At 51.5% G+C, this 25,223-nt stretch carries 24 protein-coding genes; 12 read left to right on the forward strand and 12 right to left on the reverse strand.

Going from position 1 to position 25,223, the window contains the following annotated elements; all coding sequences use genetic code 11:
- Positions 1-96: 96 nt before the first annotated feature.
- Positions 97-912: a co-chaperone DjlA gene (gene djlA / locus C5523_RS23115; protein WP_039078331.1), complete on the reverse strand. Its 816-nt coding sequence runs from the start codon at positions 910-912 to the stop codon at positions 97-99.
- Between the two features lie 195 nt (positions 913-1,107).
- Between djlA and lptD the strand changes: the two genes are divergently transcribed.
- Genes lptD through apaH form a run of 6 tightly spaced genes read left to right on the forward strand, consistent with a single transcriptional unit; the run spans position 1,108 to position 7,820 of the window.
- Positions 1,108-3,450: an LPS assembly protein LptD gene (gene lptD / locus C5523_RS23120; protein WP_108702048.1), complete on the forward strand. Its 2,343-nt coding sequence runs from the start codon at positions 1,108-1,110 to the stop codon at positions 3,448-3,450.
- Positions 3,451-3,495: 45 nt separating this feature from the next.
- Positions 3,496-4,782: a peptidylprolyl isomerase SurA gene (surA, locus tag C5523_RS23125; protein ID WP_039078329.1), complete on the forward strand. Its 1,287-nt coding sequence runs from the start codon at positions 3,496-3,498 to the stop codon at positions 4,780-4,782.
- Positions 4,782-5,768: a 4-hydroxythreonine-4-phosphate dehydrogenase PdxA gene (gene pdxA, locus C5523_RS23130; protein ID WP_108702049.1), complete on the forward strand. Its 987-nt coding sequence runs from the start codon at positions 4,782-4,784 to the stop codon at positions 5,766-5,768. The genes surA and pdxA overlap by 1 nt, the downstream gene beginning before the upstream one ends.
- The gene (rsmA, locus tag C5523_RS23135) at positions 5,765-6,586 is read left to right on the forward strand and encodes a 16S rRNA (adenine(1518)-N(6)/adenine(1519)-N(6))-dimethyltransferase RsmA (RefSeq protein ID WP_108702050.1); all 822 of its coding nucleotides are present in this window, start codon (positions 5,765-5,767) and stop codon (positions 6,584-6,586) included. The genes pdxA and rsmA overlap by 4 nt, the downstream gene beginning before the upstream one ends.
- A gap of 3 nt (positions 6,587-6,589) precedes the next feature.
- A complete protein-coding gene (apaG, locus tag C5523_RS23140) occupies positions 6,590-6,967 on the forward strand; it encodes a Co2+/Mg2+ efflux protein ApaG (RefSeq protein WP_039078326.1) in 378 nt (125 codons plus the stop codon).
- Between the two features lie 4 nt (positions 6,968-6,971).
- A complete protein-coding gene (gene apaH, locus C5523_RS23145; protein WP_071193628.1) occupies positions 6,972-7,820 on the forward strand; it encodes a bis(5'-nucleosyl)-tetraphosphatase (symmetrical) ApaH in 849 nt (282 codons plus the stop codon).
- A gap of 90 nt (positions 7,821-7,910) precedes the next feature.
- Here apaH and C5523_RS23150 read toward each other — a convergent pair whose 3' ends face one another.
- From C5523_RS23150 to C5523_RS23200, 10 genes are all read right to left on the reverse strand, one after another.
- A complete protein-coding gene (locus C5523_RS23150) occupies positions 7,911-8,591 on the reverse strand; it encodes a plasmid pRiA4b ORF-3 family protein (protein WP_223878738.1) in 681 nt (226 codons plus the stop codon).
- Position 8,592: 1 nt separating this feature from the next.
- Positions 8,593-9,072 carry a type 3 dihydrofolate reductase gene (gene folA, locus C5523_RS23155; protein WP_039078324.1) on the reverse strand — a complete coding sequence of 160 codons (480 nt, stop codon included), beginning with the start codon at positions 9,070-9,072 and terminating at the stop codon, positions 8,593-8,595.
- Between the two features lie 189 nt (positions 9,073-9,261).
- A complete protein-coding gene (gene kefC / locus C5523_RS23165) occupies positions 9,262-11,124 on the reverse strand; it encodes a glutathione-regulated potassium-efflux system protein KefC (protein ID WP_071193627.1) in 1,863 nt (620 codons plus the stop codon).
- Positions 11,117-11,647 carry a glutathione-regulated potassium-efflux system oxidoreductase KefF gene (gene kefF / locus C5523_RS23170; protein ID WP_071193626.1) on the reverse strand — a complete coding sequence of 177 codons (531 nt, stop codon included), beginning with the start codon at positions 11,645-11,647 and terminating at the stop codon, positions 11,117-11,119. The genes kefC and kefF overlap by 8 nt, the downstream gene beginning before the upstream one ends.
- Before the next feature lie 224 nt (positions 11,648-11,871).
- Positions 11,872-12,105 carry a YgdI/YgdR family lipoprotein gene (locus tag C5523_RS23175; protein WP_039078321.1) on the reverse strand — a complete coding sequence of 78 codons (234 nt, stop codon included), beginning with the start codon at positions 12,103-12,105 and terminating at the stop codon, positions 11,872-11,874.
- 103 nt (positions 12,106-12,208) lie between these two features.
- Positions 12,209-13,540, reverse strand: a complete 1,332-nt coding sequence (locus C5523_RS23180) for an MFS transporter (protein WP_108702051.1) — start codon at positions 13,538-13,540, stop codon at positions 12,209-12,211.
- 137 nt (positions 13,541-13,677) lie between these two features.
- Positions 13,678-13,965, reverse strand: coding sequence for a ferredoxin-like protein FixX (fixX, locus tag C5523_RS23185; RefSeq protein WP_039078319.1), 288 nt, complete (start codon positions 13,963-13,965; stop codon positions 13,678-13,680).
- The gene (gene fixC / locus C5523_RS23190; protein WP_071193624.1) at positions 13,962-15,248 is read right to left on the reverse strand and encodes an FAD-dependent oxidoreductase FixC; all 1,287 of its coding nucleotides are present in this window, start codon (positions 15,246-15,248) and stop codon (positions 13,962-13,964) included. Before fixC ends, fixX begins: the two co-directional genes overlap by 4 nt.
- A gap of 55 nt (positions 15,249-15,303) precedes the next feature.
- A complete protein-coding gene (locus C5523_RS23195; protein WP_108702052.1) occupies positions 15,304-16,245 on the reverse strand; it encodes an electron transfer flavoprotein subunit alpha/FixB family protein in 942 nt (313 codons plus the stop codon).
- An 11-nt stretch (positions 16,246-16,256) separates the two neighbouring features.
- Entirely contained in the window at positions 16,257-17,030 is a 774-nt protein-coding gene (locus C5523_RS23200) for an electron transfer flavoprotein FixA (RefSeq protein ID WP_039078316.1), read from the reverse strand.
- A 478-nt stretch (positions 17,031-17,508) separates the two neighbouring features.
- Here C5523_RS23200 and caiT point away from each other — a divergent pair, with 478 nt between their 5' ends.
- From caiT to caiE, 6 genes are all read left to right on the forward strand, one after another.
- Complete coding sequence (caiT, locus tag C5523_RS23205) at positions 17,509-19,026, forward strand: L-carnitine/gamma-butyrobetaine antiporter (protein ID WP_108702053.1); 1,518 nt, start codon at positions 17,509-17,511, stop codon at positions 19,024-19,026.
- 30 nt (positions 19,027-19,056) lie between these two features.
- Positions 19,057-20,199 (forward strand): crotonobetainyl-CoA dehydrogenase, encoded by a 1,143-nt coding sequence (caiA, locus tag C5523_RS23210; protein ID WP_108702054.1) that lies wholly within the window; start codon positions 19,057-19,059, stop codon positions 20,197-20,199.
- A gap of 60 nt (positions 20,200-20,259) precedes the next feature.
- The gene (caiB, locus tag C5523_RS23215) at positions 20,260-21,480 is read left to right on the forward strand and encodes an L-carnitine CoA-transferase (RefSeq protein WP_039078313.1); all 1,221 of its coding nucleotides are present in this window, start codon (positions 20,260-20,262) and stop codon (positions 21,478-21,480) included.
- Positions 21,481-21,552: 72 nt separating this feature from the next.
- A complete protein-coding gene (gene caiC / locus C5523_RS23220; RefSeq protein ID WP_108702055.1) occupies positions 21,553-23,109 on the forward strand; it encodes a crotonobetaine/carnitine-CoA ligase in 1,557 nt (518 codons plus the stop codon).
- A 110-nt stretch (positions 23,110-23,219) separates the two neighbouring features.
- Entirely contained in the window at positions 23,220-24,005 is a 786-nt protein-coding gene (gene caiD, locus C5523_RS23225) for a crotonobetainyl-CoA hydratase (protein ID WP_039078311.1), read from the forward strand.
- A gap of 6 nt (positions 24,006-24,011) precedes the next feature.
- Positions 24,012-24,608, forward strand: coding sequence for a carnitine operon protein CaiE (gene caiE, locus C5523_RS23230; RefSeq protein WP_108702056.1), 597 nt, complete (start codon positions 24,012-24,014; stop codon positions 24,606-24,608).
- Positions 24,609-24,649: 41 nt separating this feature from the next.
- Here caiE and caiF read toward each other — a convergent pair whose 3' ends face one another.
- Positions 24,650-25,045 carry a carnitine metabolism transcriptional regulator CaiF gene (gene caiF / locus C5523_RS23235; protein WP_039078309.1) on the reverse strand — a complete coding sequence of 132 codons (396 nt, stop codon included), beginning with the start codon at positions 25,043-25,045 and terminating at the stop codon, positions 24,650-24,652.
- Positions 25,046-25,223: the final 178 nt, after the last annotated feature.

Raw genomic sequence — 25,223 nt, forward strand, 5'->3', positions numbered from 1 at the left:
TTCACGGCCTGCGCACAGCAACCGGAGCGGACTCAAAGTACGTGAGGATTGCGAGCACAGCCCGGGGATAATATGGCAAGTAAGCTAGCCCGCAACTTACTTAAACCCTTTCTGCTCTTTAATGAGCTCATAAGCCTTCTGAATCTCCTGCGCTTTCTGCTTCGCCATCTCCATCATCTCCGGCGGCAGCCCTTTCGCCACCAACTTATCCGGATGATGTTCGCCCATCAGCTTACGGTAGGCGCGCTTAATGGTGGTGGCATCATCCGTTGGCTTCACACCCAGCACATTGCAGGCATCTTCAAGCGTAGGGCCGCGTTGCGCCTGCTGCTGCCAGCCGCCGCCCGCTTGCTGCTGATAGCCACCGCCAAACTGCGCCCCACCCTGCATCATACGTAAAAACTGATCGAACTGACCACGAGAGATCCCCAGTTCTTCGGCAATGACGTACAGCACTTCGCGCTCATTAGGATGCAGCGAGCCATCAGCGAATGCCGCCTGAATCTGGATTTCCAGGAACATTCTGATTAAATCAAAGCGTCCGAAGCAAACACTGCGAAACTGACGCATTTTTTCACGTAATGGGTAGTTATCCGCTTTGCCTACGCGAAACGCCTGCTGCGCCGCCGCGCGTGAGTCACCGTGCAGGTTCATCCGGTCCATAAACAGACTGGCAACCTGAATATCGGCCTGCGTCACGCGACCTTTGGACTTTGTTAAATGGCCCATCACCTCGAAGGTGGTGGCAAAAAAGAGCGTCTGACGTTCCCGTTGATTGGCAAACCACGCCATTTTTCGGCTGCGAGCCTTATCAAACATATGGCCGATTAACAGCCCGAGAACCGCGCCCCAAAAGCCTCCGCCCATGATCAGAGCGAAAACCACACCAACCACTTTTCCCCAATACTGCATATACTCCCCAAATCGTCATGCCGTCGGCTAAAATTTGCTTTATCATACCCGTCATTCTATGCCGTGCACAGGCACAGTCTTCTCTGACCTGGCTCGAAAACGGGCAGGATTAACTAGCGCTGCGAAGATGAGTACGTTAGTCTCTGACCGTTTGCCAGCGTAAAGCCACAGATGACGGAACAACAAATACAACGTATGAAAAAACGTATTCCCACCCTCCTGGCCACAATGATCGGCACAGCCCTTTATAGTCAACAAGGGATGACAGCCAGTCTCGCCTCGCAATGTATGCTTGGCGTTCCGAGCTATAACCGTCCATTGGTAACAGGCGATACTAATAATCTGCCTGTGACCATCAATGCCGATGACGCCAAAGGTAACTACCCTGACGACGCCAATTTTAAAGGCAATGTGGATATTAATCAGGGTAATAGCCGCCTGCGTGCTGATGAAGTTCAACTTCACCAGAAACAGGTGGAAGGCCAGGCTGACCCGGTGCGTACAGTGGATGCACTGGGTAATGTGCACTACGACGACAATCAGGTCATCCTGAAAGGTCCGAAAGCCTGGTCAAATTTAAATACGAAAGACACCAACGTCTGGCAAGGCGACTACCAGATGGTGGGACGCCAGGGACGTGGTGATGCAGACCTGATGAAACAGCGTGGCGAAAACCGTTACACCATCCTTGAAAACGGTTCATTCACCTCCTGCTTACCGGGTTCAAATACCTGGAGCGTCGTGGGTAGCGAAGTCATCCATGACCGTGAAGAACAGGTTGCAGAGATCTGGAACGCGCGCTTTAAACTCGGCCCGGTGCCGGTTTTCTACAGCCCGTACCTGCAATTGCCGGTGGGTGATAAGCGCCGTTCTGGTTTCTTGATTCCGAATGCCAAGTACGGCACGAACAACGGCTTTGAGTTTTATTTACCGTACTACTGGAATATCGCCCCCAACTTCGATGCGACCATCACACCGCATTACATTCAAAAACGCGGCAATACTCAGTGGCAGAACGAATTCCGCTACCTGACGCGAGCGGGAACAGGGCTCATCGAATTCGACTATCTACCGTCGGATAATGTCTATCAGGACGACTATCCTGCCGAGTCGAATCGTCATCGCTGGTTATTCTACTGGAATCACTTTGGCGTGATGGACCAGGTTTGGCGTTTCAACGTTGATTACACCAAAGTCAGCGATCCATACTATTTTAACGATTTTTCGTCGAAATACGGTACCAGTACTGACGGTTACGCCACCCAGAAATTCAGCATGGGTTATTGGCTGGAGAATTTTAATGCCACCGTATCGACCAAACAGTTCCAGGTGTTTAACCGGCAGAACAGTAATTCCTACGCCGCAGAACCACAGCTAGATGTGAATTACTACAAAAACGACCTGGGTCCGTTTGATGCACATATCTATGGTCAGGCGGTGCATTTTGTTAACACCAACGGAAGTTACCCGGAAGCCACGCGTGTTCATCTTGAACCAACGTTAAATCTGCCGCTGTCGAATAACTGGGGCAGCCTCGATACTGAGACGAAGCTGATGGCGACTCACTATCAGCAAACCAATCTTGATGCCTACAACGCGGCTAACGATACTGATTATAAAGATTCCGTTAACCGTGTGTTGCCGCAGTTTAAGGTCGATGGGAAGCTGATTTTCGAGCGTGATATGACTCTGGCGGAGGGGTATAGCCAGACGCTGGAGCCGCGCGCACAGTACCTTTACATACCATATCGCAACCAGAGCACTATCAAAAACTACGACTCATCTTTGTTGCAATCCGACTTCAGCGGCCTGTTCCGCGACCGTACCTACGGCGGTCTGGATCGTATCGCATCGGCAAACCAGGTTACCACCGGCGTCACATCCCGTATTTATGATGACGCTTCTGTTGAACGTTTTAACGTTTCTGTTGGTCAAATCTACTATTTCACACAGTCACGCACTGGTGATGACAACATAAACTGGGAGAAAGACAACAAAACGGGTTCACTGGTATGGGCGGGAGATACCTACTGGCGCATTTCGGATCGCTGGGGCTTGCGTGGCGGCGTGCAGTATGACACGCGTCTGGACAATATCGCTAACGGTTCCACATCAATTGAATATCGCCGCGATGAAGACCGTATGGTACAGCTCAGCTATCGCTATGCCAGCCCGGAATACATCCAGGCAACACTGCCGGACTACTCGACCGTAGAACAATACAAAAACGGTATTTCGCAAGTTGGTGCGGCAGCAAGCTGGCCGATCGTCGACCGCTGGTCTGTCGTCGGGGCTTACTACTACGATACCAATACAAACAAGCCTGCCGACCAGATGTTAGGTCTGCAGTATAACTCCTGCTGTTATGCGATTCGCGTTGGGTATGAACGCAAAATCAACGGCTGGGAAAACAACCAAAGCAAGTATGACAACGTCATCGGTTTTAACATTGAGTTGCGCGGTTTGAGCTCAAATTACGGTCTGGGCACGCAACAAATGTTGCGCTCGAACATTCTGCCGTACCGTAGCTCATTATGATGTGGTTGATTTGCAAAGTTATCGGTTAATTGAAATGGAAAAAGTATGAAGAACTGGAAAACGCTGCTTCTCGGTATCGCTATGGTTGCGAATACCAGTTTCGCTGCACCGCAAGTTGTCGATAAAGTAGCTGCCGTCGTGAATAACGGCGTGGTGCTCGAAAGCGACGTTGATGGTTTGATGCAATCCGTGAAACTTAACGCGGGCCAGGCGGGTCAACAATTGCCTGATGACGCTACGCTGCGTCATCAGATTCTTGAACGTCTGATCATGGATCAAATCATTCTGCAAATGGCGACGAAAATGAACATCAAGGTGACCGATGATCAACTCGATCAGGCCATCGCCAATATCGCCAAACAAAACAATATCTCCATGGATCAGATGCGCAGCCGTCTGGCTTACGACGGTGTGAATTTCAACACCTACCGTAGCCAAATCCGCAAAGAGATGATCATTTCCGAAGTCCGCAACAACGAAGTTCGCCGCCGCATTACCGTGCTGCCGCAGGAAGTTGAAGCGCTCGCGAAACAAGTAGGTAACCAAAACGACGCCAGTACCGAACTGAACCTGAGCCACATTCTGGTTCCGTTACCGGAAAACCCAACCTCTGACCAGGTAAATGAAGCAGAAAGCCAGGCACGTTCTATCGTTGACGAAGCGCGTAAAGGCGGTGATTTCGGGAAACTGGCGATTACCTACTCTGCCGACCAGCAGGCGCTGAAAGGCGGCCAGATGGGTTGGGGGCGTATTCAGGAACTGCCGTCAATCTTCGCTCAGGCGCTTAGCACGGCGAAAAAAGGCGACATCATTGGCCCCATCCGTTCAGGCGTTGGTTTCCATATTCTGAAAGTGAACGATCTGCGTGGCCAAAGCCAGAGCATATCCGTGACCGAAGTTCACGCGCGCCACATTCTGCTGAAACCGTCGCCAATCATGAGTGACGACCAGGCTCGCGTGAAACTGGAACAGATCGCGGCTGACATCAAGAGCGGTAAAACCACCTTTGCTGCAGCGGCAAAAGAGTTCTCTCAGGATCCAGGTTCTGCCAATCAGGGCGGCGATATGGGCTGGGCGGCAGCGGATATCTACGATCCGGCATTCCGTGATGCGTTGATGAAGCTTAACCGTGGTCAGATGAGCGGCCCGGTACACTCCTCCTTTGGCTGGCATCTGATTGAGCTACTGGATACCCGTAACGTCGATAAAACCGATGCTGCGCAAAAAGATCGTGCTTACCGCATGCTGATGAACCGCAAATTCTCCGAAGAAGCGGCAACCTGGATGCAGGAACAGCGCGCCAGCGCTTACGTTAAAATCCTGAGCAACTAATGAACGCACATCGTGTCGTTATCACTCCCGGCGAACCCGCCGGGATTGGTCCTGATTTAGTCGTACAACTCGCCCAGCGTGACTGGCCCGTAGAGTTAGTGGTGTGTGCAGATCCAACGCTGCTCACCGAGCGTGCGGCGCTGCTGGGTTTGCCCCTCGTCCTGCGCGAGTACCACGCCGGACAAGCGGCCCGTGCACAACAGGCAGGCAGCCTCACCGTATTACCCGTTGCACTCAAAACGCCAGTTGTGCCAGGCGAGCTGGACGTCAACAATGGACCATACGTGGTCGACACGCTGGCCCGTGCCTGCGATGGTTGCCTGAGCGGCGAGTTTGCTGCGCTGATCACCGGCCCCGTGCATAAAGGGGTGATCAACGACGCGGGTACGCCGTTTACCGGACACACCGAGTTCTTCGAAGAGCGTTCGCGCGTCAGCAAAGTCGTGATGATGCTGGCAACAGAGGAACTCCGCGTTGCGCTGGCCACGACCCATCTGCCCATCAAAGCGGTTGCCGAGGCCATCACGCCAGATTTGCTGCGCGACGTCATCACCATTTTGTATACCGATTTGCAGCAAAAGTTTGGTATCCGCCAGCCACATGTTCTGGTGTGCGGCCTGAACCCACACGCCGGGGAAGGCGGACATATGGGCACCGAAGAGATCGATACGATCATTCCGGTTCTTGATGAAATGCGCGCAAAAGGTATGAATCTTAGTGGTCCACTGCCTGCTGATACGCTTTTTCAGCCTAAATATCTTGATAATGCCGACGCCGTACTGGCGATGTACCACGATCAGGGCCTGCCCGTGCTAAAATACCAGGGCTTTGGCCGTGGCGTGAACATTACGCTCGGTTTACCTTTTATTCGTACATCTGTTGATCATGGCACCGCGCTGGAACTGGCGGGCCAGGGAAAAGCCGATGTCGGCAGTTTTATCACGGCGCTTAATCTCGCCATCACCATGATTGTTAATACTCAATGACTAATCGAGTCCATCAGGGCCACTTAGCCCGTAAACGCTTCGGGCAAAACTTCCTCAACGATCAGTTTGTGATCGACAGTATTGTATCAGCTATCAATCCGCAAAAAGGCCAGGCGATGGTCGAAATCGGCCCGGGCCTTGCCGCGCTGACCGAGCCGGTAGGTGAACGTCTGGATAAGCTCACCGTTATCGAGCTGGATCGCGATCTGGCTGCGCGTCTGCAAACTCACCCGTTTCTCGGGCCAAAGCTGACGATTTTTCAGCAAGATGCGATGACCATGAATTTCGGCGAGCTGTCGCAGACTATGGGTCAGCCGCTGCGCGTATTTGGCAACCTGCCTTATAACATCTCAACACCGCTAATGTTCCATCTGTTTAGCTATACTGATGCCATTGCCGACATGCACTTTATGTTGCAAAAAGAGGTCGTCAATCGTCTGGTTGCAGGGCCAAACAGTAAGGCGTATGGTCGTTTAAGCGTCATGGCGCAATACTATTGCCAGATTATTCCGGTGCTGGAAGTGCCGCCAACAGCCTTCACCCCACCGCCTAAGGTGGATTCCGCTGTCGTGCGCCTGGTACCATATCGCACGTTGCCACATCCGGTCAAAGAAGTCCGGGTGCTGAGTCGGATCACGACGGAAGCCTTTAACCAGCGCCGTAAAACGATCCGCAACAGCCTTGGCAACCTCTTCTCCGTTGAGGTATTGACGGAGCTGGGCGTTGATCCGGCGATGCGTGCGGAAAACATCTCTGTTGCGCAGTATTGCAAGATGGCGAACTATCTGACTGATAATGCGCCGCCGAAGGAGAGTTAAGTCATGATCAATTCGCCCCGAGTTTCTGTTCAGGTGCAAAGTGTCTATATTGAATCGCAATCTTCACCCGATGAAGAACGCTATGTTTTCGCTTACACCATCACTATTCGGAATCTGGGGCGAGCGCCGGTCCAGTTGCTTAAACGATACTGGCTTATCACCAACGGGAATGGCCGTGAAACTGAGGTTCAGGGTGAAGGTGTGGTCGGCGTTCAGCCGCACATTGAACCCGGCGGAGAATATCAGTATACCAGCGGTGCGGTAATTGAAACGCCGTTTGGTACCATGGAAGGCCATTATGAAATGATCGATGCGCAAGGGAAGGCGTTCCGCATCGCTATCCCGGTCTTCCGACTTGCCGTTCAAACACTAATCCACTGAGACAATGTCTACATATCTTATTGGCGACGTTCATGGTTGCTATGATGAACTGCTCGCATTGTTAAATCAGGTGCAGTTTGTACCTGGGCAGGACACCTTATGGTTAACGGGTGATTTAGTCGCGCGCGGCCCCGGCTCGCTGGATGTATTGCGCTACGTTAAATCGCTGGGCGACAGCGTTCGCCTGGTCCTCGGCAACCACGATCTGCACCTGCTGGCGGTGTTTGCCGGCATCAGCCGCAATAAACCCAAAGATCGGCTTAATTTGCTTCTGGAAGCGCCCGATGCCGACGACCTCATCAACTGGCTGCGTCGTCAGCCGCTGTTGCAGGTCGATGAGGAGAAAAAGCTGGTGATGGCCCATGCGGGTATCACGCCGCAGTGGGATCTGGAGACGGCTCAGCAATGCGCACGCGACGTTGAAGCCATTCTCTCCAGCGACTCCTACCCATTCTTCCTTGACGGGATGTATGGCGACTATCCGAACAGTTGGTCAACGGAACTGAGCGGAATGGCACGGCTGCGTTTTATCAGCAATGCCTTTACGCGGATGCGCTACTGTTTCCCGAACGGGGAGCTGGATATGTATTGCAAAGATGTTCCGGAATACGCACCGGCACCGTTGAAGCCCTGGTTTACCATTCCCGGACCTGTCTCGCAGGCGTACAGCATCGTGTTTGGTCACTGGGCATCACTGGAAGGGAAAGGCACGCCAGAAGGCATTTACGCACTGGATACCGGCTGTTGCTGGGGCGGCACACTAACCTGCCTGCGCTGGGAAGATCAAGCCTGGTTTGTGCAACCGTCGAACCGTCAGATGGATTTAGGTGAAGACGAGGCGGTCGCCTCTTAGTGGCAAACGTCTGCTTTAAGCTGAATCTTCACCGTTTTGCTAAAAACTCATAATATACAGCGCGAAGTTTGCCCACCGCGCTGTACCATTTTATTCAAATTCGTCCATCAATGGTAAAGCCCGATCCCGCGACCAGCGCAAGTATATATTTAAAAGTAAGTTGATGGCGTTAATATCATATTGAAATATAAGGCTTTGGACATCACTAACCTGAATATTCTCATCCAGACCAATAATTTCCAAAAAAGCTTCATAGTCTTCTTCATTATTTTGCGGGTCGAAAACTGCCCGAAGCAGATGCATATAAGCATGTGCACCACCACAGTCCTCTGGCGGGCAGGCCATAATCCCTTCTATACACTCAATAGGTTGCATTTCATCTAAAGAGAAATTTTTATCTTCGAGAACAATTTCGTGCTCCCAGCAGTCACCAAAATCATAAAGATACGTTAATTTATTGCCGCTGCGTTTGAGCAATGTATTCAGACGAATCACTGATTCATCTTCATCGTTAATCGATTCTGGATGTTCGGTGAAAATTTGCTTTTTGAACATAAACTGATGCAGATGGTAGTCTTGCCAGCCCATGACAATTTGTACCACATCATGCAAACGATCGAGTGTAATGTTGGAAGGAACAACAAATCGGCGCCAAACAACCGGGTCTATGTCTTTGAGGGTGACTTTGAGTTGATAAAATGTATTCATTCCAGCCTCAATTTGGCCTGCGTACATTTTTCCCGGCGGATGCACACCACCGGGTATATTCATTTTACCGACGTTCCAGAATCTCGAAGCAATAGCTGTGAGAATTCTGCTCATCCGCATCGTTAAACTCGCTAAATACCGACTCCCAGTCATCCGGATCGTAATCCGGAAAATGGGTATCCCCTTCGACTTCGGCATCAATATGCGTCAGATAGAGCTTTTGTGCCTTCGGCAGGAACTGCTCATAAACACGGCCACCGCCGATCACCATGATCTCTTCCGCGTCACCGCACTCGGCAATCGCCGCGTCAACCGAGGTGACCCACTGTACGCGATCGTCAGTGCCTGGCTTGCTGCTGATGACAATGTTTTTACGACCTGGCAGCGGGCGCCCAATCGACTCCCATGTCAGGCGTCCCATAACCACAGGTTTGTTTAGCGTATTACGTTTGAACCAGGCGAGATCGGCAGGTAGGTTCCATGGCATAGCATTCTCCATGCCAATGACGCGATCCACCGCTAACGCCGCAATCAGACTGATCATTGATAATTTCCCGGATGCAAAAAATTGTCGCCACTATACGGAAAGCGCATTCTTTCGTCGACTGGCGACAGGGTAAAGAGACAGAAAATTTTCGTAATCTGTAAGCAAACCCGCGCTGCACGATCGCATACCTTGCTTTCCACTTTTTCGCGAAGCAAACCCTTAACCGTCAATCAGCCGTAACACGCGCTATGGCTGTGGTTTCGCCTCAGGTTCATCGGCGACATCCCCCGTGTGACGGCCCTCTTTGGTCCCCTGCCAGCCATGGCGCTGGACCACGGACAGATGCGCCCGGTCTTCGCTGATAATCTCCGTCAACATCGCACTGGTGCGTTTAAAGACGTCCGCTCTGGCCTGAGCGGTGTTATCCACTCCGGCCATCTCCTCAACCATCTGGGTGTTGAACTGGCGGAAAAGGTCGGCACGCTCACGCGCCTCATAAGGCCCCAGACCTAACCCTTCGAGCGCCATTCGCCCGGCTTTCAACGCCGCTTCAAATGTTTCACGCTCCGGCTTCTCAACACCCGCCTGGCGCAGACGAATGTAATGATCGACGTCGCGGGCACGGGCAATAATACGCAGCGCCGGGAAATGGGTTTTCGCCAGTTCAGTAAGCTGGAGATTGGCCTGCGGATCGTCAATCGCGTTGATCAGCACTTCGGCTTTTCCGGCACCGGCTGACTCCAGCAGATCCACGCGCGTCGCATCGCCATAAAAGACCTTCATGCCGAATTTGCGCAGCGTTTCAATGTGGTCCGGGTCGTGATCGAGAACAACCATTTTGACTCCACTAGAGAGTAGCAGACGCCCGGCAATTTGGCCGAAGCGGCCGAATCCGGCCACAATGACCCGCGGTTCATCTTCGTCAATCTCATCGGCTTCACGCGCTTGCCCGGTGGCAGCGCTTTCCAGACGCGTCAGCAGGACTAACAGCACAGGCGTCGCCGCCATGGACAACGCCACCGCCAGCGTCAAGGCTTTGACCCACTCCGGGTCGAGCACACCTGCCATTTGTGCTGCACCAAAAACCACAAACGCGAACTCACTGCCCTGCCCCAGCAGTGCCGCAAACCAGCGCCGCTGTTTGCCTGGCACACTCAGCGGACGAGCAATCAGCCACAGAACGAGAGTTTTAATCACCAGGAAACCGACCAGCAAAAGCAGGATACGCAGCGGATGAGTGACCAGGGTGCCAAAGTCTATCGACATACCGACACCGATAAAAAAGAGCCCCAGCAGCAGACCTTTAAAGGGTTCAATATCGCTTTCCAGCGCATGACGGTATTCCGAGCTTGCCAGCAGCACGCCAGCCAGGAACGCCCCCATCGCCATGGAAAGGCCAGCCTCTTCCAGCAACAAACCGAAGCCGAATACCAGAAACAGCGCCACGGCGCTGAACACTTCACGTAATCCGGAGCGGGCAACAAAACGCAGTGCCGGACGCGCGACATAGCGCCCCAGCACGACCACCAGCGCCAGCGCGCCAACCACTTTCAACGCCGACAGGGCGAACGCCCCCACCGTTGTGGATGCGCCACTGCTGGCCAGTAGCGGAATCATCGCCACCAGTGGAATGGCCGCGATATCCTGGAAAAGCAGCACGGAAAAGGCACTACGCCCCATTTGCGAAACGGTCAGGTTACGCTCATTCATCGCCTGCATGGCAATCGCGGTTGAGGAGAGCGCCAGCGTCAGGCCGATAAGCAGCGCCACCGGCCAGTCGAGCCCCAGCACCATACAAAACGCCCCCAACAAAACGCCGCAGGAGGCCATTTGCAACGCGCCGCCGCCAAAGACGGACACGCGCAACTTCCACAGTCTCTGGGGATCCAGCTCAAGGCCAATCACAAACAGCATCAACACCACGCCGATTTCAGCGAAGTGGAGGATAGATTCAGCGTCAGTGACCAGGCGTAAGCCCCACGGACCAATAATACAACCGGCGATCAGATAACCCAGCACGGACCCCAGCCCCAGACGTACCGCGATCGGTACGATGAGCGCGGCTGCCCCCAGGTAAATCAGCGCCTGAATAAGCGTATGACTATCCATGGTGGGTCTCCTGCCAGTCGAGCAACAATTGTTTGTAGCGACGGGCCTGCGCCTGCAGAGTTTCGTCGTCGCAAATGAAGGTGCAGTGAGTGGCAAACGGCGGCACCCAGTTCATCCCGCAATAGAGCGCCGTGGCCTGTAATGGCTGTCCCAGAACATCAAAGCCGGGGTGTGAACCAATATCAAAGTGCTGATCCCCGCCGCCCGTGGTCACGGCCCATAACAGACTTTTCCCCTGCAACGCACGCGCGCCATGGCCATATGCCCAGCCGTGGGCCAGGACTTTATCAATCCATAATTTGAGGAGCGGCGGTACACTGTACCATTGCATGGGATGTTGCCAGACAACCAGGTCAGCGCGACTCAATGCCTCCTGCTCGGCGGCGATATCAATATTGAAATCGGGGTAGAGGTGATAAAGAGAGCGAATTTCCACCCCCTCCAGAGTCCCTGCATGCTCAATCATCCGCTTATTCGCATGGGAATACTGCGGATAGGGATGGGCATAAATTATCAGAATCATCGATTAACCTGTTTTCACTGCACACTTTTTTCTTTGAGTGTAGACAGTTAATCGTCGTGCTAACAGCGACAATCTGTGCGGGATTAGCAGGCACCAGCACAGCACCTGTCAGAATAGCGGCTAAAGCAGCGAGAGGGGCTGGCGTTACCGGTCTGCCGCCACCGAGGGGTGAGATAAAAAAAGTCCCGCGCTAATGGCGGGACGCTTTCTGACACGGAGTGAAATTAATTGTCCAGTTCACTCATGTTCTTCACCTGGTCGCGGTTAATCTGCTCGGTTTTACCCGTTTCCGCATTTTTGTAAGAGACCAGGCCAGTGTCGCTATCGATTTCCGGTTTGCCATCAGTCACGATTGTTTTACCATCGGTGGTTTTTACGGCCTGATTGGATGAACAACCGGCAACGGTAAAGAGCGTGGCAGCCGTAAACAGTGACGTTAATAACAGTTTCGTTCGCATGGTGTTCTCCCCTGCTTTTCAGTCGTTTTCAGTTAAATACAGGGTAACTTTAGACTAACTGACTGACCTTAAAAGAAAATACAGAACACTCTGAAGGTTTGACTTAATTCAGGGACTTGCGTCGAATCGTCATACTCCCCGTCTGAGCAAGCGTCAAACCACGCGTCTCCGGTGCAAAAGCGATGGAGATGAGCAGGCCAACGAGCGATATTCCCGCCCCCATCAGCATGACGTAACTGATCCCATATTTAGTGATAAAAATCGGCAGCGCCCAGGTTGAAAGAATGGTACCAATCCGGCTCAGGGACATGATGACGCCAACGGCAGAGGCGCGAATATCGGTCGGGAACAGCTCATTCGGGTAAAGCCACTGGAGGTTTCCTGGCCCGCCGGAGAAAAAGGCATATACCGCGAATGCCGCAACCACCAGCCAGATACCCATTTCAGGGATCAATCCCAGCACGGCCAGCGCCAGTGTCATCATCATAAAGCTGCCGATCAGCAGCGGTCGCCTCCCCATGCTGTTCAGCCAGTACATCGGTGGAATGCAGCCCAGCATAAAAAACAAGCTGATCACCACATTACCCAGCGCCGCGCTTTTCCCGACGCCCAGCCCCAGCAGGCCAACAATCTGCGGACCAAAGGTATAGATGGCGAACATCGGAATAACCTGGCACGTCCAGATAGCGGCGACAAACAAGACAAACGGGAAGTGACGACGATTAAACAGTTGTAAGAAGCGAGTTTCTTGTGGTGGTTCATCATCGAACGCTACCGGCTCGCCAAACAGTTTAATCATCATCTCCTCACACTCTTTCACCCGCCCTTTACGCAGGAGCCAGCGCGGAGATTCTGGAAGATCAAAACGCCCAATGAGGATCATGATACAAGGGATTGCCGCACTCCCCAGCATCCAGCGCCATCCGCCTTCCACATCGTACAACCAATAACCGACCAGATCGGCACAGGTCGCGCCGACATACCACATCGCAGCAATAAAACTGATTGAGAAAGCTCGTTGGCGGGTACTGGAAAATTCAGTGATCATGGAGGTTGCGATAGGGTAATCCGCGCCAATCACCACGCCAATCAGCACTCGCATAATGAGCAATTCCATGGGCGAGGAGACAAACATCGTGGCCACCGATATCACCCCAATGGCAATGATATCGATGAGGAACATTTTCCGTCGCCCCACTTTGTCTGAGATGTAGCCAAACAACGAGGTGCCGACAAACAGACCCGCCAGCGTTCCCGCCCCCAACAATCCCAGCCACTGTGCATCCAGCTTTAATGCTGGCGTGAGTTGCTCCAGTGCAACGCCAATCATGACAAGCACATACCCATCCAGGAAAGGTCCGCCGCTTCCCCACAACATGATTCGACGGTGAATAGATGAGAATTGGATATCATCAAAATTTCTGATCTGCTGCATGGTTATGTCCTGTCTCAACGGCAAAATACGAGGTTGGTCACCTCAAGTGCCGAATGGCCCGGCAAAAGCACCTTCTCCAGCCAATACTTCACGTAATTTTTATAGGCCGGATAAATCTCTGTTATCCGGCACCGGTTTTAGCCGTAGCGAAACTCCACACCAAACGTACCGCGTGGGTAGTCCCATTTTTCGAGGACCGTATCCAACCCCAAAATCCGACAGGTACCGCACTCCAGGCATCCGGCGTAATCAAAACGTACGCTGCCGTCATCCTGCTTTTTGTACAGGCCCGCAGGACAGGCTTTAACTAACACCTCCAGCACCTGCTTATCGGGGTCGGTTTTTAAAATGATGTGTGGGTTTTCTTCATCCACATTGAATTTGTTAACACCCAGTTTGATGTCCACATTGACGGGGGAAGTCATAGTACAGTCGCTCCTTTTAGACCATCCTTTATCAAATTGATAAAACCGACCTTTTTGGCATGACGAAGGATTTTCTTACGCATTGCTACCGGGGCGGTACCATCGACGGTAAACAGATCGCGTGCCACGCCAACCGCCATTTCTGGGTAACGGGTAAACATGCGCGGGTTATCGAGGAAGGCAGGTAAACGCTGATACATACGCATATCCCGCATCGGACCGTCATCAAGGCGCTGACGATAAGCCGAAAGCCCCTGACGGCTGAAATTGTTACTTTGCATCGCGGAAAGTACCGTTTTCGCGGCGGCTTCCCCTGCCGCCACGGCCAGGTCCATGCCACGAATGGTGAAACCAAGATTCATACACATGCCGGCGGCATCACCCGCGATCAGTACACCGTCGCCAACCAGTTCAGGCTGCATATTCATCCCGGATTCCGGAACAACATGAGCGGCGTATTCCACCATTTTGCCGCCGCTAATCAACGGCGCGACGGCAGGGTGCTGTTTAAAATCCTCCAGCATTTGCGGGACTGATTTTTTGGCCTCTTTGAGATGATGCAGACCGCATACTAACCCAAGCGAAACTGTCGTTTGATTGGTATAGAGGAACCCGCCCCCCATCAGGCCATCTGTCGGTGCGCCGGCAAACAACCAGGCCGCTCCTTCGTTGCCCCGTAACTGGAAACGATCTTCAATGACCGTTTTTGGCAATTCGATGAGTTCTTTAACCCCAACCGCAACATTCGAAGCCGTAACGCGTTTCGCCATGCCCAGTTGTTCAGCCAGCAAGGAGTTCACACCGTCCGCCAGAATCACGACTTTCGCTTCCAGAATGTCGCCATCGGCTTCCACGCCAACCACTTTGCCATCACGTTGCACAACATTGTCAACGCGGATCCCGGTGATCAATTGCGCACCCGCCTCTTCTGCCTGCTCCATCAGCCAGGCATCAAATTTACTGCGTAAGACGGAATAAGAGGCTTGCTCAGGTTCACCATGATCGCCGTTGAGGTAATCTACCGTCATTGCTCCCTTATCGGTCATAAACGAGAGCTTTTCATGTGTAATCAGGCGTTCGACGGGAGCATGCCCGGCAAAACCGGGAATAATACGTTCGAGACTATGGGCGTAAATACGCCCGCCAGTTACATTTTTCGCTCCAGCGGAATTGCCCCTCTCAATCACCAGTACTTGCGCACCTTCCCTGGCAAGCACCAGCGCTGCCACCGAGCCCGCCACCCCCGCCCCCACGATGATGGCGTCAAAAATATCTTCTGACATAAAAACTCCAGAAATTACCTGTAATAACAGAGCGGCCACCGCTCTGCTTAAGGAATTAGCGCGTTAATGCGGCCGTCAGTGCGGGTAAAATTTTCAGCGCATCACCGACGATACCGTAATCGGCATACTGGAAAATCGGCGCGTTTTTGTCTTTGTTAATGGCAAAAATCGTCTGTGCGCCGTTTGCGCCCACCATGTGCTGAATCTGACCGGAGATCCCTACAGCCAGGTACAATTCCGGTTTGAGCATCAGGTTAGAAATGCCGACATAGCGTTCGTGTTCCATCCATTTTTCGTTTTCAGCGACCGGACGCGAACAGGCCAACTCCGCGCCAATGGACTGGCACAACGCTGTTGCCAGCGAGATATTCTCCTTGCTACCGATACCGCGTCCGACGCTGACAACCCACCGCGCTTTATCAAGATCAACATTACTGTTCTGGCGAGCCTGAGTTGCAGTGCGAATGACGGTGATTTCCGGTGACTGCCATGCGACAGTCTGCGCCACGCCGCTTCGCGAAGTGTCTGGCTGCGCCGGCTCAAATGTGCCGCTGCAGAGTGTAATCACGGCGAAAGAAGAACGTAGCGTTTCTTCGCCAATGGCAAGTCCGCCATACACCATATGTTTTACCAAAGCGTTATCACCCGCGATGGCGACGGCACTGGCATCATTAGAGACTGCGGCCGTCAGGCGGAAACCCAATTTTGCCGCCAGTAATTTGCCCCGACGTGTATTGGGCAGCAGTACCAGCCCTTTCGAACCCTGCTGGCGAATGGTCGCCGCCATGGCGTCCGCATAATCTTCAATCATGCGGTCTTCCGGTTTACCGCTGAGATGCCAGACGCTATCGGCCCCCAGGTGGAATGCTGTGGCACTGTCGGTTTCACTGAGCACAAATACATTGGTCTGTTCGCCCAACATGCGTGCGCCACCCACCAAATCAGCCAGCCGGGAAACGGTATCGCTGAATACCCATACAGTGGAAAACTTGCTCATAACATCCCCTTTTAATTGATGATCTTGCGCAGATGGTCAGCAAATACGGCGATTTGTTCTTCGCCATCACCTTCAATAACGATGCGCTGGCGCTCACGTTGTCCTGGCGCAGCGATCTGTTGCACGGAGTTCGCTTCCCCGTGGGTAAAACCAATATCTGCTGTCGTCCAGACCTGAACCGGTTTTTTAGCCGCGCCCAGAATGGCTTTCATGGAAGGAATTTGCGGGGAGTTAATATCCGTAGAGACCGCAATGGCCGCCGGAAGCGGTATGCTCAGGGTTTCGATCTCGTCTTCCAGAGCGCGCTCAACGGTCAGCGTGTTATCCACCAGCGATAAAATTTTACTGACGCCGTTGATTGCCGGAATGTGCAGCATTTCACCCAGCAGCAGACTGACCTGTTGGGCATAGAGATCGGAGGAACCGTCGCCACAAATAATCAGATCAAAGCCGGATTTTTTCGCTGCCTGCGCTAACGCCACTGCGGTTTGTTGCGGCAGCGCATTCTCAAACGCATCATCAATCACAACAATCAGTTCGTCCGGGCCGCGCGAAAGCACATCTTTGCGTCCTTTCGCATTAGTCAGCGCCTTCCCGCCAACACTCATGGCGATCACTTGCGCTTCTCCGGACTGCTGTTTTAACTGGCAGGCAGCTTCAATCGCATTCAAATCGTATTGGCTAATTTTGGCATCCGCTTTACTAATATCTAACGAACCATCCGCGTTATTGATCGCAATATCCTGTTCATCAGGTACGCACTTGTAACAAGTAATTATCTTCATTGCCTCTCCAGAAATCATGAAGGAATCGTCGTCCATATCGGCGATGGTAAATACAGATATCACACCATTTAATTACGGGATAAAACATTAATCACCAATATTGAAAATGTCACACCCTGTAAAATGGGACTTTCAATATTGTTAGCGACCTCACCAATATTGAAAAATCGGTTTCACCTTACAAATTTTCAATATTGTTTCCGGGATCACCAATATTGAACGCTACAAGGATGAAAAAACAGAAAATAACAAGTAAGAGATTGTTTTTAAAGAACTTATTAACCACTCCTAACCAAATAAAAACCGACAAAAAAGTGTGACAAGAATAACAGAATACGCTGTAGCGAATACCCATCATGGAGTACTCGCCGAATCTCCCTTGAGGTTAAAGAGTCATTAAATAAACACTCACAAAAATGAACATAAATATAACAAACGGGAACGAAATATAAATCAATTATGACACTGGAATTCGAACATGAAAAATGACAAGAGAAAGTCAGGTATAGAGCCAAAAGTTTTTTTCCCACCGCTAATAATCGTCGGAATACTTTGCTGGCTAACTGTTAGAGACCTTGATGCCGCCAATGTGGTTATTAATGCAGTATTTACTTATGTAACGAATGTCTGGGGATGGGCATTTGAGTGGTATATGGTCGTGATGCTCTTTGGCTGGTTCTGGCTGGTCTTTGGCCCTTACGCCAAAAAGAAACTGGGCAATGAGAAACCTGAATTCAGCACCGCGAGCTGGATTTTCATGATGTTCGCCTCCTGTACCTCCGCAGCCGTGTTGTTCTGGGGATCGATAGAGATTTATTACTATATCTCTACGCCACCGTTTGCATTAGCCCCCAACTCTACCGGCGCCAAAGAGCTCGGCCTCGCCTACAGTTTGTTCCACTGGGGACCGCTACCGTGGGCCACCTATAGCTTCCTTTCCGTCGCTTTCGCCTACTTTTTCTTTGTTCGCAAAATGGATGTGATTCGCCCCAGCTCAACGCTTGTGCCTTTAGTGGGTGAGAAACATGTGAAAGGGCTGTTCGGGACCATCGTCGATAACTTCTATCTTGTGGCACTGATCTTCGCGATGGGTACCAGCCTCGGTCTGGCTACGCCGCTGGTCACCGAATGTATGCAGTATCTATTCGGCATTCCCCATACGCTGCAACTGGACGCGATCATCATTACCTGCTGGATCATTCTGAACGCAATCTGCGTGGCCTGCGGCCTGCAGAAAGGAGTGAAGATTGCCAGCGACGTGCGTAGCTACCTGAGTTTCCTGATGCTCGGCTGGGTATTCATTGTCAGCGGCGCCAGCTTCATCATGAACTACTTCACCGATTCCGTCGGTATGCTGTTGATGCATCTGCCACGTATGTTGTTCTATACCGATGCTATCGGCAAAGGCGGTTTCCCGCAGGGCTGGACCGTTTTCTACTGGGCCTGGTGGGTCATTTACGCCATCCAAATGAGTATCTTCCTCGCCCGTATATCGCGTGGCCGTACCGTTCGGGAACTGTGCTTCGGAATGGTGCTGGGCCTGACGGCTTCCACTTGGATCCTGTGGACTGTGCTGGGCAGTAACACGCTACTGCTGATGGATAAAAATATTCTGAATATTCCGCAGCTTATCGCAGAGCATGGCGTACCACGCGCCATTATCGAGACCTGGGCCGCTTTACCCCTGAGTACAGCAACAATGTGGGGATTCTTTATTCTCTGCTTTATTGCCACCGTCACACTTATCAACGCGTGTTCTTACACGCTGGCCATGTCGACCTGCCGTGAAATACGCGATGGTGAAGAGCCGCCTCTGCTGGTACGTATCGGCTGGTCCATTCTGGTCGGCATCATCGGTATTGTGCTGTTGGCTCTCGGCGGGTTGAAACCGATACAAACGGCGATCATCGCAGGCGGCTGCCCTCTCTTCTTCGTCAATATCATGGTCACGCTGTCCTTTATTAAGGACGCCAAAGCGCACTGGAAAGATAACTAAGATAAATCAACCATATCAAGAGGTTAAAAGATGGACTTTAACTTGAATGATGAACAGGAGCTGTTCGTCGCCGGTATTCGTGAATTAATGGCCAGTGAAAATTGGGAGGCCTATTTTGCCGAATGCGATCGCGATAGCGTCTATCCTGAGCGTTTCGTAAAAGCACTGGCCGATATGGGCATTGACAGCCTGCTGCTCCCGGAAGATCGCGGTGGTCTGGATGCCGGTTTCGTTACCGTGGCGGCTGTGTGGATGGAATTGGGTCGCCTGGGTGCACCAACCTACGTGCTCTATCAACTTCCTGGCGGCTTCAACACGGTGTTACGCGAAGGCACTCCGGAACAGATCGATAAGATCATGGCGTTTCAGGGTACCGGTAAACAGATGTGGAACTCGGCGATCACCGAACCGGGCGCCGGGTCTGACGTGGGCAGTTTAAAAACCACTTATACCCGTAAAAATGGTAAGGTTTATCTTAATGGCAGTAAGTGCTTCATCACCAGTAGCGCTTACACCCCTTATATCGTGGTAATGGCGCGTGACGGCGCGTCTGCGGATAAACCCATTTATACCGAATGGTTTGTCGATATGAGCAAACCTGGCATCAAAGTTAACAAGCTTGAGAAACTCGGTCTGCGCATGGATAGCTGCTGCGAAATTACCTTTGACGATGTTGAACTGGATGAAAAAGACATGTTCGGCCGTGAGGGTAATGGGTTTAACCGTGTTAAAGAAGAGTTTGACCACGAACGCTTCCTCGTTGCTCTGACGAACTACGGTACCGCCATGTGCGCCTTTGAAGATGCGGCGCGCTACGCCAATCAGCGAGTACAGTTTGGCGAAACGATCGGTCGCTTCCAACTGATTCAGGAGAAGTTTGCCCATATGGCAATCAAATTAAACTCCATGAAAAACATGCTGTTGGAAGCCGCCTGGAAAGCCGATAACGGCACCATTACCTCCGGCGATGCAGCCATGTGCAAATACTTCTGCGCCAATGCGGCATTTGAGGTCGTTGACAGTGCGATGCAAGTACTCGGTGGCGTTGGGATTGCAGGCAATCACCGTATTACCCGTTTCTGGCGCGATCTGCGCGTTGACCGGGTGTCCGGCGGTTCCGACGAAATGCAGATCCTGACTTTGGGTCGCGCAGTGCTCAAACAGTACCGTTAATCGGGTGATAACCCCATCACGCTGTGATGGGGTTCCAGGGATGCCACACAGGAGTATGTCATGAGTCATCGTTTACCAATGCCCGTGTTTGGACCACTTGCGGGTGTGCGGGTCGTTTTCTCCGGTATCGAAATTGCCGGGCCCTTCGCCGGACAAATGTTTGCCGAGTGGGGCGCAGAAGTTATCTGGATTGAAAATGTCGCCTGGGCCGACACAATTCGTGTCCAGCCGAATTATCCGCAACTCTCACGCCGCAATCTGCACGCGCTATCGCTGAATATCTTCAAAGATGAAGGCCGGGAAGCGTTCCTTAAGTTAATGGAAACCACCGACATTTTTATCGAGGCCAGTAAAGGTCCGGCATTTGCTCGCCGGGGAATTACCGATGAAGTGTTATGGGAACACAATCCGAAGCTGGTCATCGCTCACCTGTCTGGTTTTGGGCAGTTTGGGACAGAGGAGTACACCAACCTTCCTGCTTATAACACCATTGCGCAAGCCTTCAGCGGTTACCTGATTCAAAATGGCGACGTTGACCAGCCGATGCCCGCCTTCCCCTACACGGCAGACTATTTTTCCGGCATGACGGCGACAACCGCAGCACTTGCGGCGCTGCATAAAGTACGTGAAACAGGCAAAGGGGAAAGCATTGATATTGCGATGTATGAAGTGATGCTGCGCATGGGCCAGTACTTCATGATGGATTATTTCAATGGCGGCGAAATCTGTCCGCGTATGACCAAAGGCAAAGACCCCTACTACGCTGGCTGTGGTCTGTATAAATGCTCGGATGGCTACATCGTGATGGAACTGGTCGGGATCACGCAAATTACCGAGTGTTTTAACGATATCGGGCTGGCGCATATTCTCGGCACGCCAGAAGTTCCGGAAGGTACACAACTCATTCACCGCGTCGAGTGCCCGTACGGCCCACTGGTGGAAGAGAAACTGGATGCATGGCTGCTAACGCATACCATTGCCGAAGTACAAGCGCGCTTCGCCGAGCTGAATATTGCCTGTGCAAAAGTACTGACCATTCCTGAACTGGAGGGTAACCCGCAGTACGTCGCCCGCGAATCAATCACCCAATGGCAAACCATGGATGGCCGTACCTGCAAGGGGCCAAACATTATGCCGAAATTCAAAAATAACCCTGGGAAAATCTGGCGCGGCATGCCGTCACACGGCATGGATACCTCCGCCATCTTGCAGAACATCGGTTACAGCGAAGCAGATATTAAGGAACTGGTAAGCAAGGGGCTGGCCAGGGTTGAGGATTAAATACGTAGCGCTAACGGGATCGTGTAGCCACCCGGTTAGCGCTTACACCTAATTTCAGTGGATAAAAGTGCGATGGATGTTATTGGCGATCAAAACTTACGTCAGATGTGGGACGACCTGGCAGAGGTCTATGGCGATAAAACGGCGCTGATTTTTGAGTCATGTGAAGGTGAAGTACAGCAATTCAGCTATACCTTCCTCAATGAGGAAATCAATCGCACAGCAAACCTGTTCAACGGGCTGGGGATCCAAAAAGGCGATAAAGTCGCCCTGCATCTGGATAACTGCCCTGAATTTTTCTTTTGCTGGTTCGGGCTGGCAAAAATCGGTGCCATCATGGTGCCGATTAACGCCAGGCTATTGCATGATGAAAGTCTGTGGATCCTGCAAAACTGCCGGGCTCGTTTGTTGGTAACCACTGAAAACTTCTATCCCCTTTACCGTCAGATTCTGCAGGAAGGTGAAACGCAGCTCAATCATATCTGCCTTATCGACCGGCAGTTCTGTGTCTCAGATACCGCGGTGAGTGATTTTTATCAACTTAAGCGCGCCCAACCCACTACTCTGAACTCTACGCCGACGTTAAGCACCGACGATACCGCAGAAATTCTTTTCACCTCGGGCACGACCTCACGACCAAAAGGCGTGGTCATTACTCAATATAACTTACGCTTTGCGGGTTACTACTCCGCCTGGCAGTGTGCATTACGCGATGACGATATTTATCTGACCGCTATGCCCGCTTTTCATATCGATTGTCAGTGTACGGCGGCAATGGCCGCCTTTTCCAGCGGTGCCACCTTTGTGCTGCTTGAGAAATACAGTGCACGTGCGTTCTGGAGCCAGGTGCGAAAATACCGTGCCACAGTTACCGAATGCATTCCCATGATGATTAGAACCCTGATGGTGCAACCGCCAATGCCTGCGGATAATCAGCATTGCCTTCGTGAAGTGCTTTTCTACCTCAATCTTTCCGTGCAGGAAAAAGACGCCTTTGTTGAACGTTTCGGTGTCAGGTTGCTGACATCGTATGGCATGACGGAAACGATTGTCGGCATTATTGGTGACAGACCCGGTGATAAACGGCGCTGGCCGTCAATTGGCCGCGCGGGGTTTTGCTACGAAGCGGAAATTCGTAACGATCAAAATCAGCCCCTTCCTCCCCATGAAATCGGTGAAATATGCATTAAAGGCATGCCGGGGAAAACGCTTTTTAAAGAGTATTACGAACAGCCGGACGCAACCGCCATGGCGCTGGATGCAAACGGCTGGTTACATACCGGCGATTCGGGTTACTACGATGAAGAAGGCTTTTTTTATTTTGTCGACAGGCGTTGCAATATGATTAAGCGCGGTGGCGAGAATGTCTCCTGTGTAGAACTGGAGAATATCATTTCGACCCATCCAAAAATTCAGGATACGGTGGTTATCGGCGTTAAAGACACTATCAGGGATGAAGCTATAAAAGCCTTTATTGTTCTTCATGAAGGCGAAACATTAAGTGCTGATGAGTTTTTTTCTTTTTGCGCCAGTAATATGGCGAAATTTAAAGTACCGACGCTTGTTGAATTCAGGAGCGATCTGCCACGCAACTGTTCAGGGAAAGTCATCAAGAAAAATCTAACATAACGTATTCGGCTGAATTTATGTTCGCCGAAATAGAAATAACGTGAACACTTCATATCTTGCAGAGGCGGTATGCCTCTGCAAAGCATACACATATTTAAAAGGAGCAAAATATGAGTGAATCATTACATCTGAACCGCCATGGGCATATTCTGGAAATTATTCTCGATCGCCCCGTTGCCAATGCCATTGATGCAAAAACCAGTTTTGCCATGGGCGAAGTATTTCTGAATTTCCGCGATGACCCTGAATTACGCGTGGCAATTATTACCGGCGCCGGCCAGAAATTCTTTTCCGCGGGCTGGGATTTAAAAGCAGCAGCAGAAGGTGAAGCACCGGATGCAGATTTTGGGCCTGGCGGGTTTGCGGGATTGACCGAACTTTTTGATCTCGATAAACCGGTCATTGCCGCAGTAAACGGCTATGCCTTTGGCGGTGGGTTTGAACTGGCGCTGGCAGCAGATTTCATTATCTGCGCTGAAAATGCCAGCTTTGCCTTACCTGAAGCCAAACTCGGCATCGTGCCGGACAGCGGTGGGGTTTTACGTCTGCCTAAACGCTTACCGCCCGCTATCGTTAATGAAATGGTGATGACCGGGCGGCGCATGAATGCCGAAGAAGCACTACGTTGGGGTATCGCTAATTATGTTGTCAGTCAGGAAGCATTAATGGAGAAGGCGCGCGAACTGGCACAGCAACTGCTTCAAAGCGCACCACTGGCTATTGCCGCATTAAAAGAGATAACCAGAACAACCAGAGAAATGCCGGTAGAAGAAGGCTATCGTTATCTCCGCAGCGGTGCGCTGAAACACTATCCGGCGGTCCTGCATTCCGAAGATGCGATTGAAGGGCCGCAGGCCTTTGCCGAAAAACGCTCACCGGTATGGAAAGGACGTTAATAACTCATGAGCTATTACGCCTTTGAAGGCTTGATCCCGGTCGTCCATCCAGAGGCGTATATCCATCCGAGCGCGGTATTGATTGGCGACGTCATTGTTGGGGTTGGTGTCTACGTCGGCCCTCACGCTTCGCTTCGTGGTGACTATGGCCGCCTGATTCTGGAACCAGGTTCGAATTTACAGGATGGCTGCATTATGCACGGTTACTGCGATACCGACACCGTCGTCGGTGAGAACGGACATATCGGACACGGCGCGATTTTGCATGGCTGCGTGATTGGCCGGGATGCGCTGGTCGGTATGAACAGCGTGATTATGGACGGCGCGGTCATTGGCGAAGAGAGCATTGTTGCCGCCATGAGCTTTGTGAAAGCTGGATTTATCGGGGCAGCAAGACAGTTATTGGTAGGATCGCCAGCCCGTTTCATCCGTGATGTAACCGAAGAAGAGTTGCACTGGAAGCAGCTTAATACCCGGGAGTATCAGGATCTGGCTATCCGTTGTCGCTCATCATTATATGAAACACAACCGCTACGCCAGTCAGAAAAAAACCGACCGCGGCTTAAAGGTACGACGGAGGTGAAGCCGAAATCAGCGCAATGACTTTATCGAATGGCGCACTCGCGCCATTCGATATTCGCTCATTAACGACGCAAACTTTTTGACAACATCATTTGCCATTTCTGTTCCGTCTTAAGTCCTGCTGGCAGGACTACTGGCATATGGGATGTTTTTGTGGTACTGAGAATTTTTTCCTGCGCATTATTTTTCAGCCTGGTATAGATTTGATCGTCAATATTTTTTACACGCACCAGACGCTGACATTGACATCCTCTACCTTGCAGTTGATTTGGAATTGTCCTGGTCTCACAGGTAATTTCTTCTACCTCAGAAAGAATATAAGAAACCGTATTGATCGCTTTACAGTGGTCCATGTCAAAATGCCTGGCAATTTCCTTAGCGCTCACCCAACGATTTTCCGCCATCATCCAATCGGCAATTAACAAATACAGGGGTTTTTCAACATATTCTTTACTCATAAGCACACCATTTTTACAAATTAAAAATCTTGTTATGGTCAGGCTTGCCTGAATATCGACAAAACCATTAACCATATTAAAAATACGGATAACAAGAAATAGTATGCAGGTTTGAGGATCATTAGTGTGAGCAAAATCGTGCTAGTAGCATTAGAAAAATGCGTAACAATGATTTGCA

The organism is Phytobacter sp. SCO41 (genome assembly GCF_003073275.1).
GTDB classification, from domain to species: domain Bacteria; phylum Pseudomonadota; class Gammaproteobacteria; order Enterobacterales; family Enterobacteriaceae; genus Phytobacter; species Phytobacter diazotrophicus.

What these genes read in the sequence shown, in the direction of transcription:
- djlA (WP_039078331.1), bottom strand. Translation starts at nt 912, where the DNA reads ATGCAGTATTGGGGAAAAGTGGTTGGTGTGGTTTTCGCTCTGATCATG.
- C5523_RS23180 (WP_108702051.1), bottom strand. Translation starts at nt 13,540, where the DNA reads ATGCAGCAGATCAGAAATTTTGATGATATCCAATTCTCATCTATTCAC.
- C5523_RS23150 (WP_223878738.1), bottom strand. Translation starts at nt 8,591, where the DNA reads ATGAATATACCCGGTGGTGTGCATCCGCCGGGAAAAATGTACGCAGGC.
- apaG (WP_039078326.1), top strand. Translation starts at nt 6,590, where the DNA reads ATGATCAATTCGCCCCGAGTTTCTGTTCAGGTGCAAAGTGTCTATATT.
- caiT (WP_108702053.1), top strand. Translation starts at nt 17,509, where the DNA reads ATGAAAAATGACAAGAGAAAGTCAGGTATAGAGCCAAAAGTTTTTTTC.
- rsmA (WP_108702050.1), top strand. Translation starts at nt 5,765, where the DNA reads ATGACTAATCGAGTCCATCAGGGCCACTTAGCCCGTAAACGCTTCGGG.
- caiC (WP_108702055.1), top strand. Translation starts at nt 21,553, where the DNA reads ATGGATGTTATTGGCGATCAAAACTTACGTCAGATGTGGGACGACCTG.
- C5523_RS23200 (WP_039078316.1), bottom strand. Translation starts at nt 17,030, where the DNA reads ATGAAGATAATTACTTGTTACAAGTGCGTACCTGATGAACAGGATATT.
- caiE (WP_108702056.1), top strand. Translation starts at nt 24,012, where the DNA reads ATGAGCTATTACGCCTTTGAAGGCTTGATCCCGGTCGTCCATCCAGAG.
- lptD (WP_108702048.1), top strand. Translation starts at nt 1,108, where the DNA reads ATGAAAAAACGTATTCCCACCCTCCTGGCCACAATGATCGGCACAGCC.
- fixX (WP_039078319.1), bottom strand. Translation starts at nt 13,965, where the DNA reads ATGACTTCCCCCGTCAATGTGGACATCAAACTGGGTGTTAACAAATTC.
- fixC (WP_071193624.1), bottom strand. Translation starts at nt 15,248, where the DNA reads ATGTCAGAAGATATTTTTGACGCCATCATCGTGGGGGCGGGGGTGGCG.
- kefC (WP_071193627.1), bottom strand. Translation starts at nt 11,124, where the DNA reads ATGGATAGTCATACGCTTATTCAGGCGCTGATTTACCTGGGGGCAGCC.
- surA (WP_039078329.1), top strand. Translation starts at nt 3,496, where the DNA reads ATGAAGAACTGGAAAACGCTGCTTCTCGGTATCGCTATGGTTGCGAAT.
- folA (WP_039078324.1), bottom strand. Translation starts at nt 9,072, where the DNA reads ATGATCAGTCTGATTGCGGCGTTAGCGGTGGATCGCGTCATTGGCATG.
- kefF (WP_071193626.1), bottom strand. Translation starts at nt 11,647, where the DNA reads ATGATTCTGATAATTTATGCCCATCCCTATCCGCAGTATTCCCATGCG.
- apaH (WP_071193628.1), top strand. Translation starts at nt 6,972, where the DNA reads ATGTCTACATATCTTATTGGCGACGTTCATGGTTGCTATGATGAACTG.
- caiB (WP_039078313.1), top strand. Translation starts at nt 20,260, where the DNA reads ATGAGTCATCGTTTACCAATGCCCGTGTTTGGACCACTTGCGGGTGTG.
- caiD (WP_039078311.1), top strand. Translation starts at nt 23,220, where the DNA reads ATGAGTGAATCATTACATCTGAACCGCCATGGGCATATTCTGGAAATT.
- C5523_RS23175 (WP_039078321.1), bottom strand. Translation starts at nt 12,105, where the DNA reads ATGCGAACGAAACTGTTATTAACGTCACTGTTTACGGCTGCCACGCTC.
- C5523_RS23195 (WP_108702052.1), bottom strand. Translation starts at nt 16,245, where the DNA reads ATGAGCAAGTTTTCCACTGTATGGGTATTCAGCGATACCGTTTCCCGG.
- caiF (WP_039078309.1), bottom strand. Translation starts at nt 25,045, where the DNA reads ATGAGTAAAGAATATGTTGAAAAACCCCTGTATTTGTTAATTGCCGAT.
- pdxA (WP_108702049.1), top strand. Translation starts at nt 4,782, where the DNA reads ATGAACGCACATCGTGTCGTTATCACTCCCGGCGAACCCGCCGGGATT.
- caiA (WP_108702054.1), top strand. Translation starts at nt 19,057, where the DNA reads ATGGACTTTAACTTGAATGATGAACAGGAGCTGTTCGTCGCCGGTATT.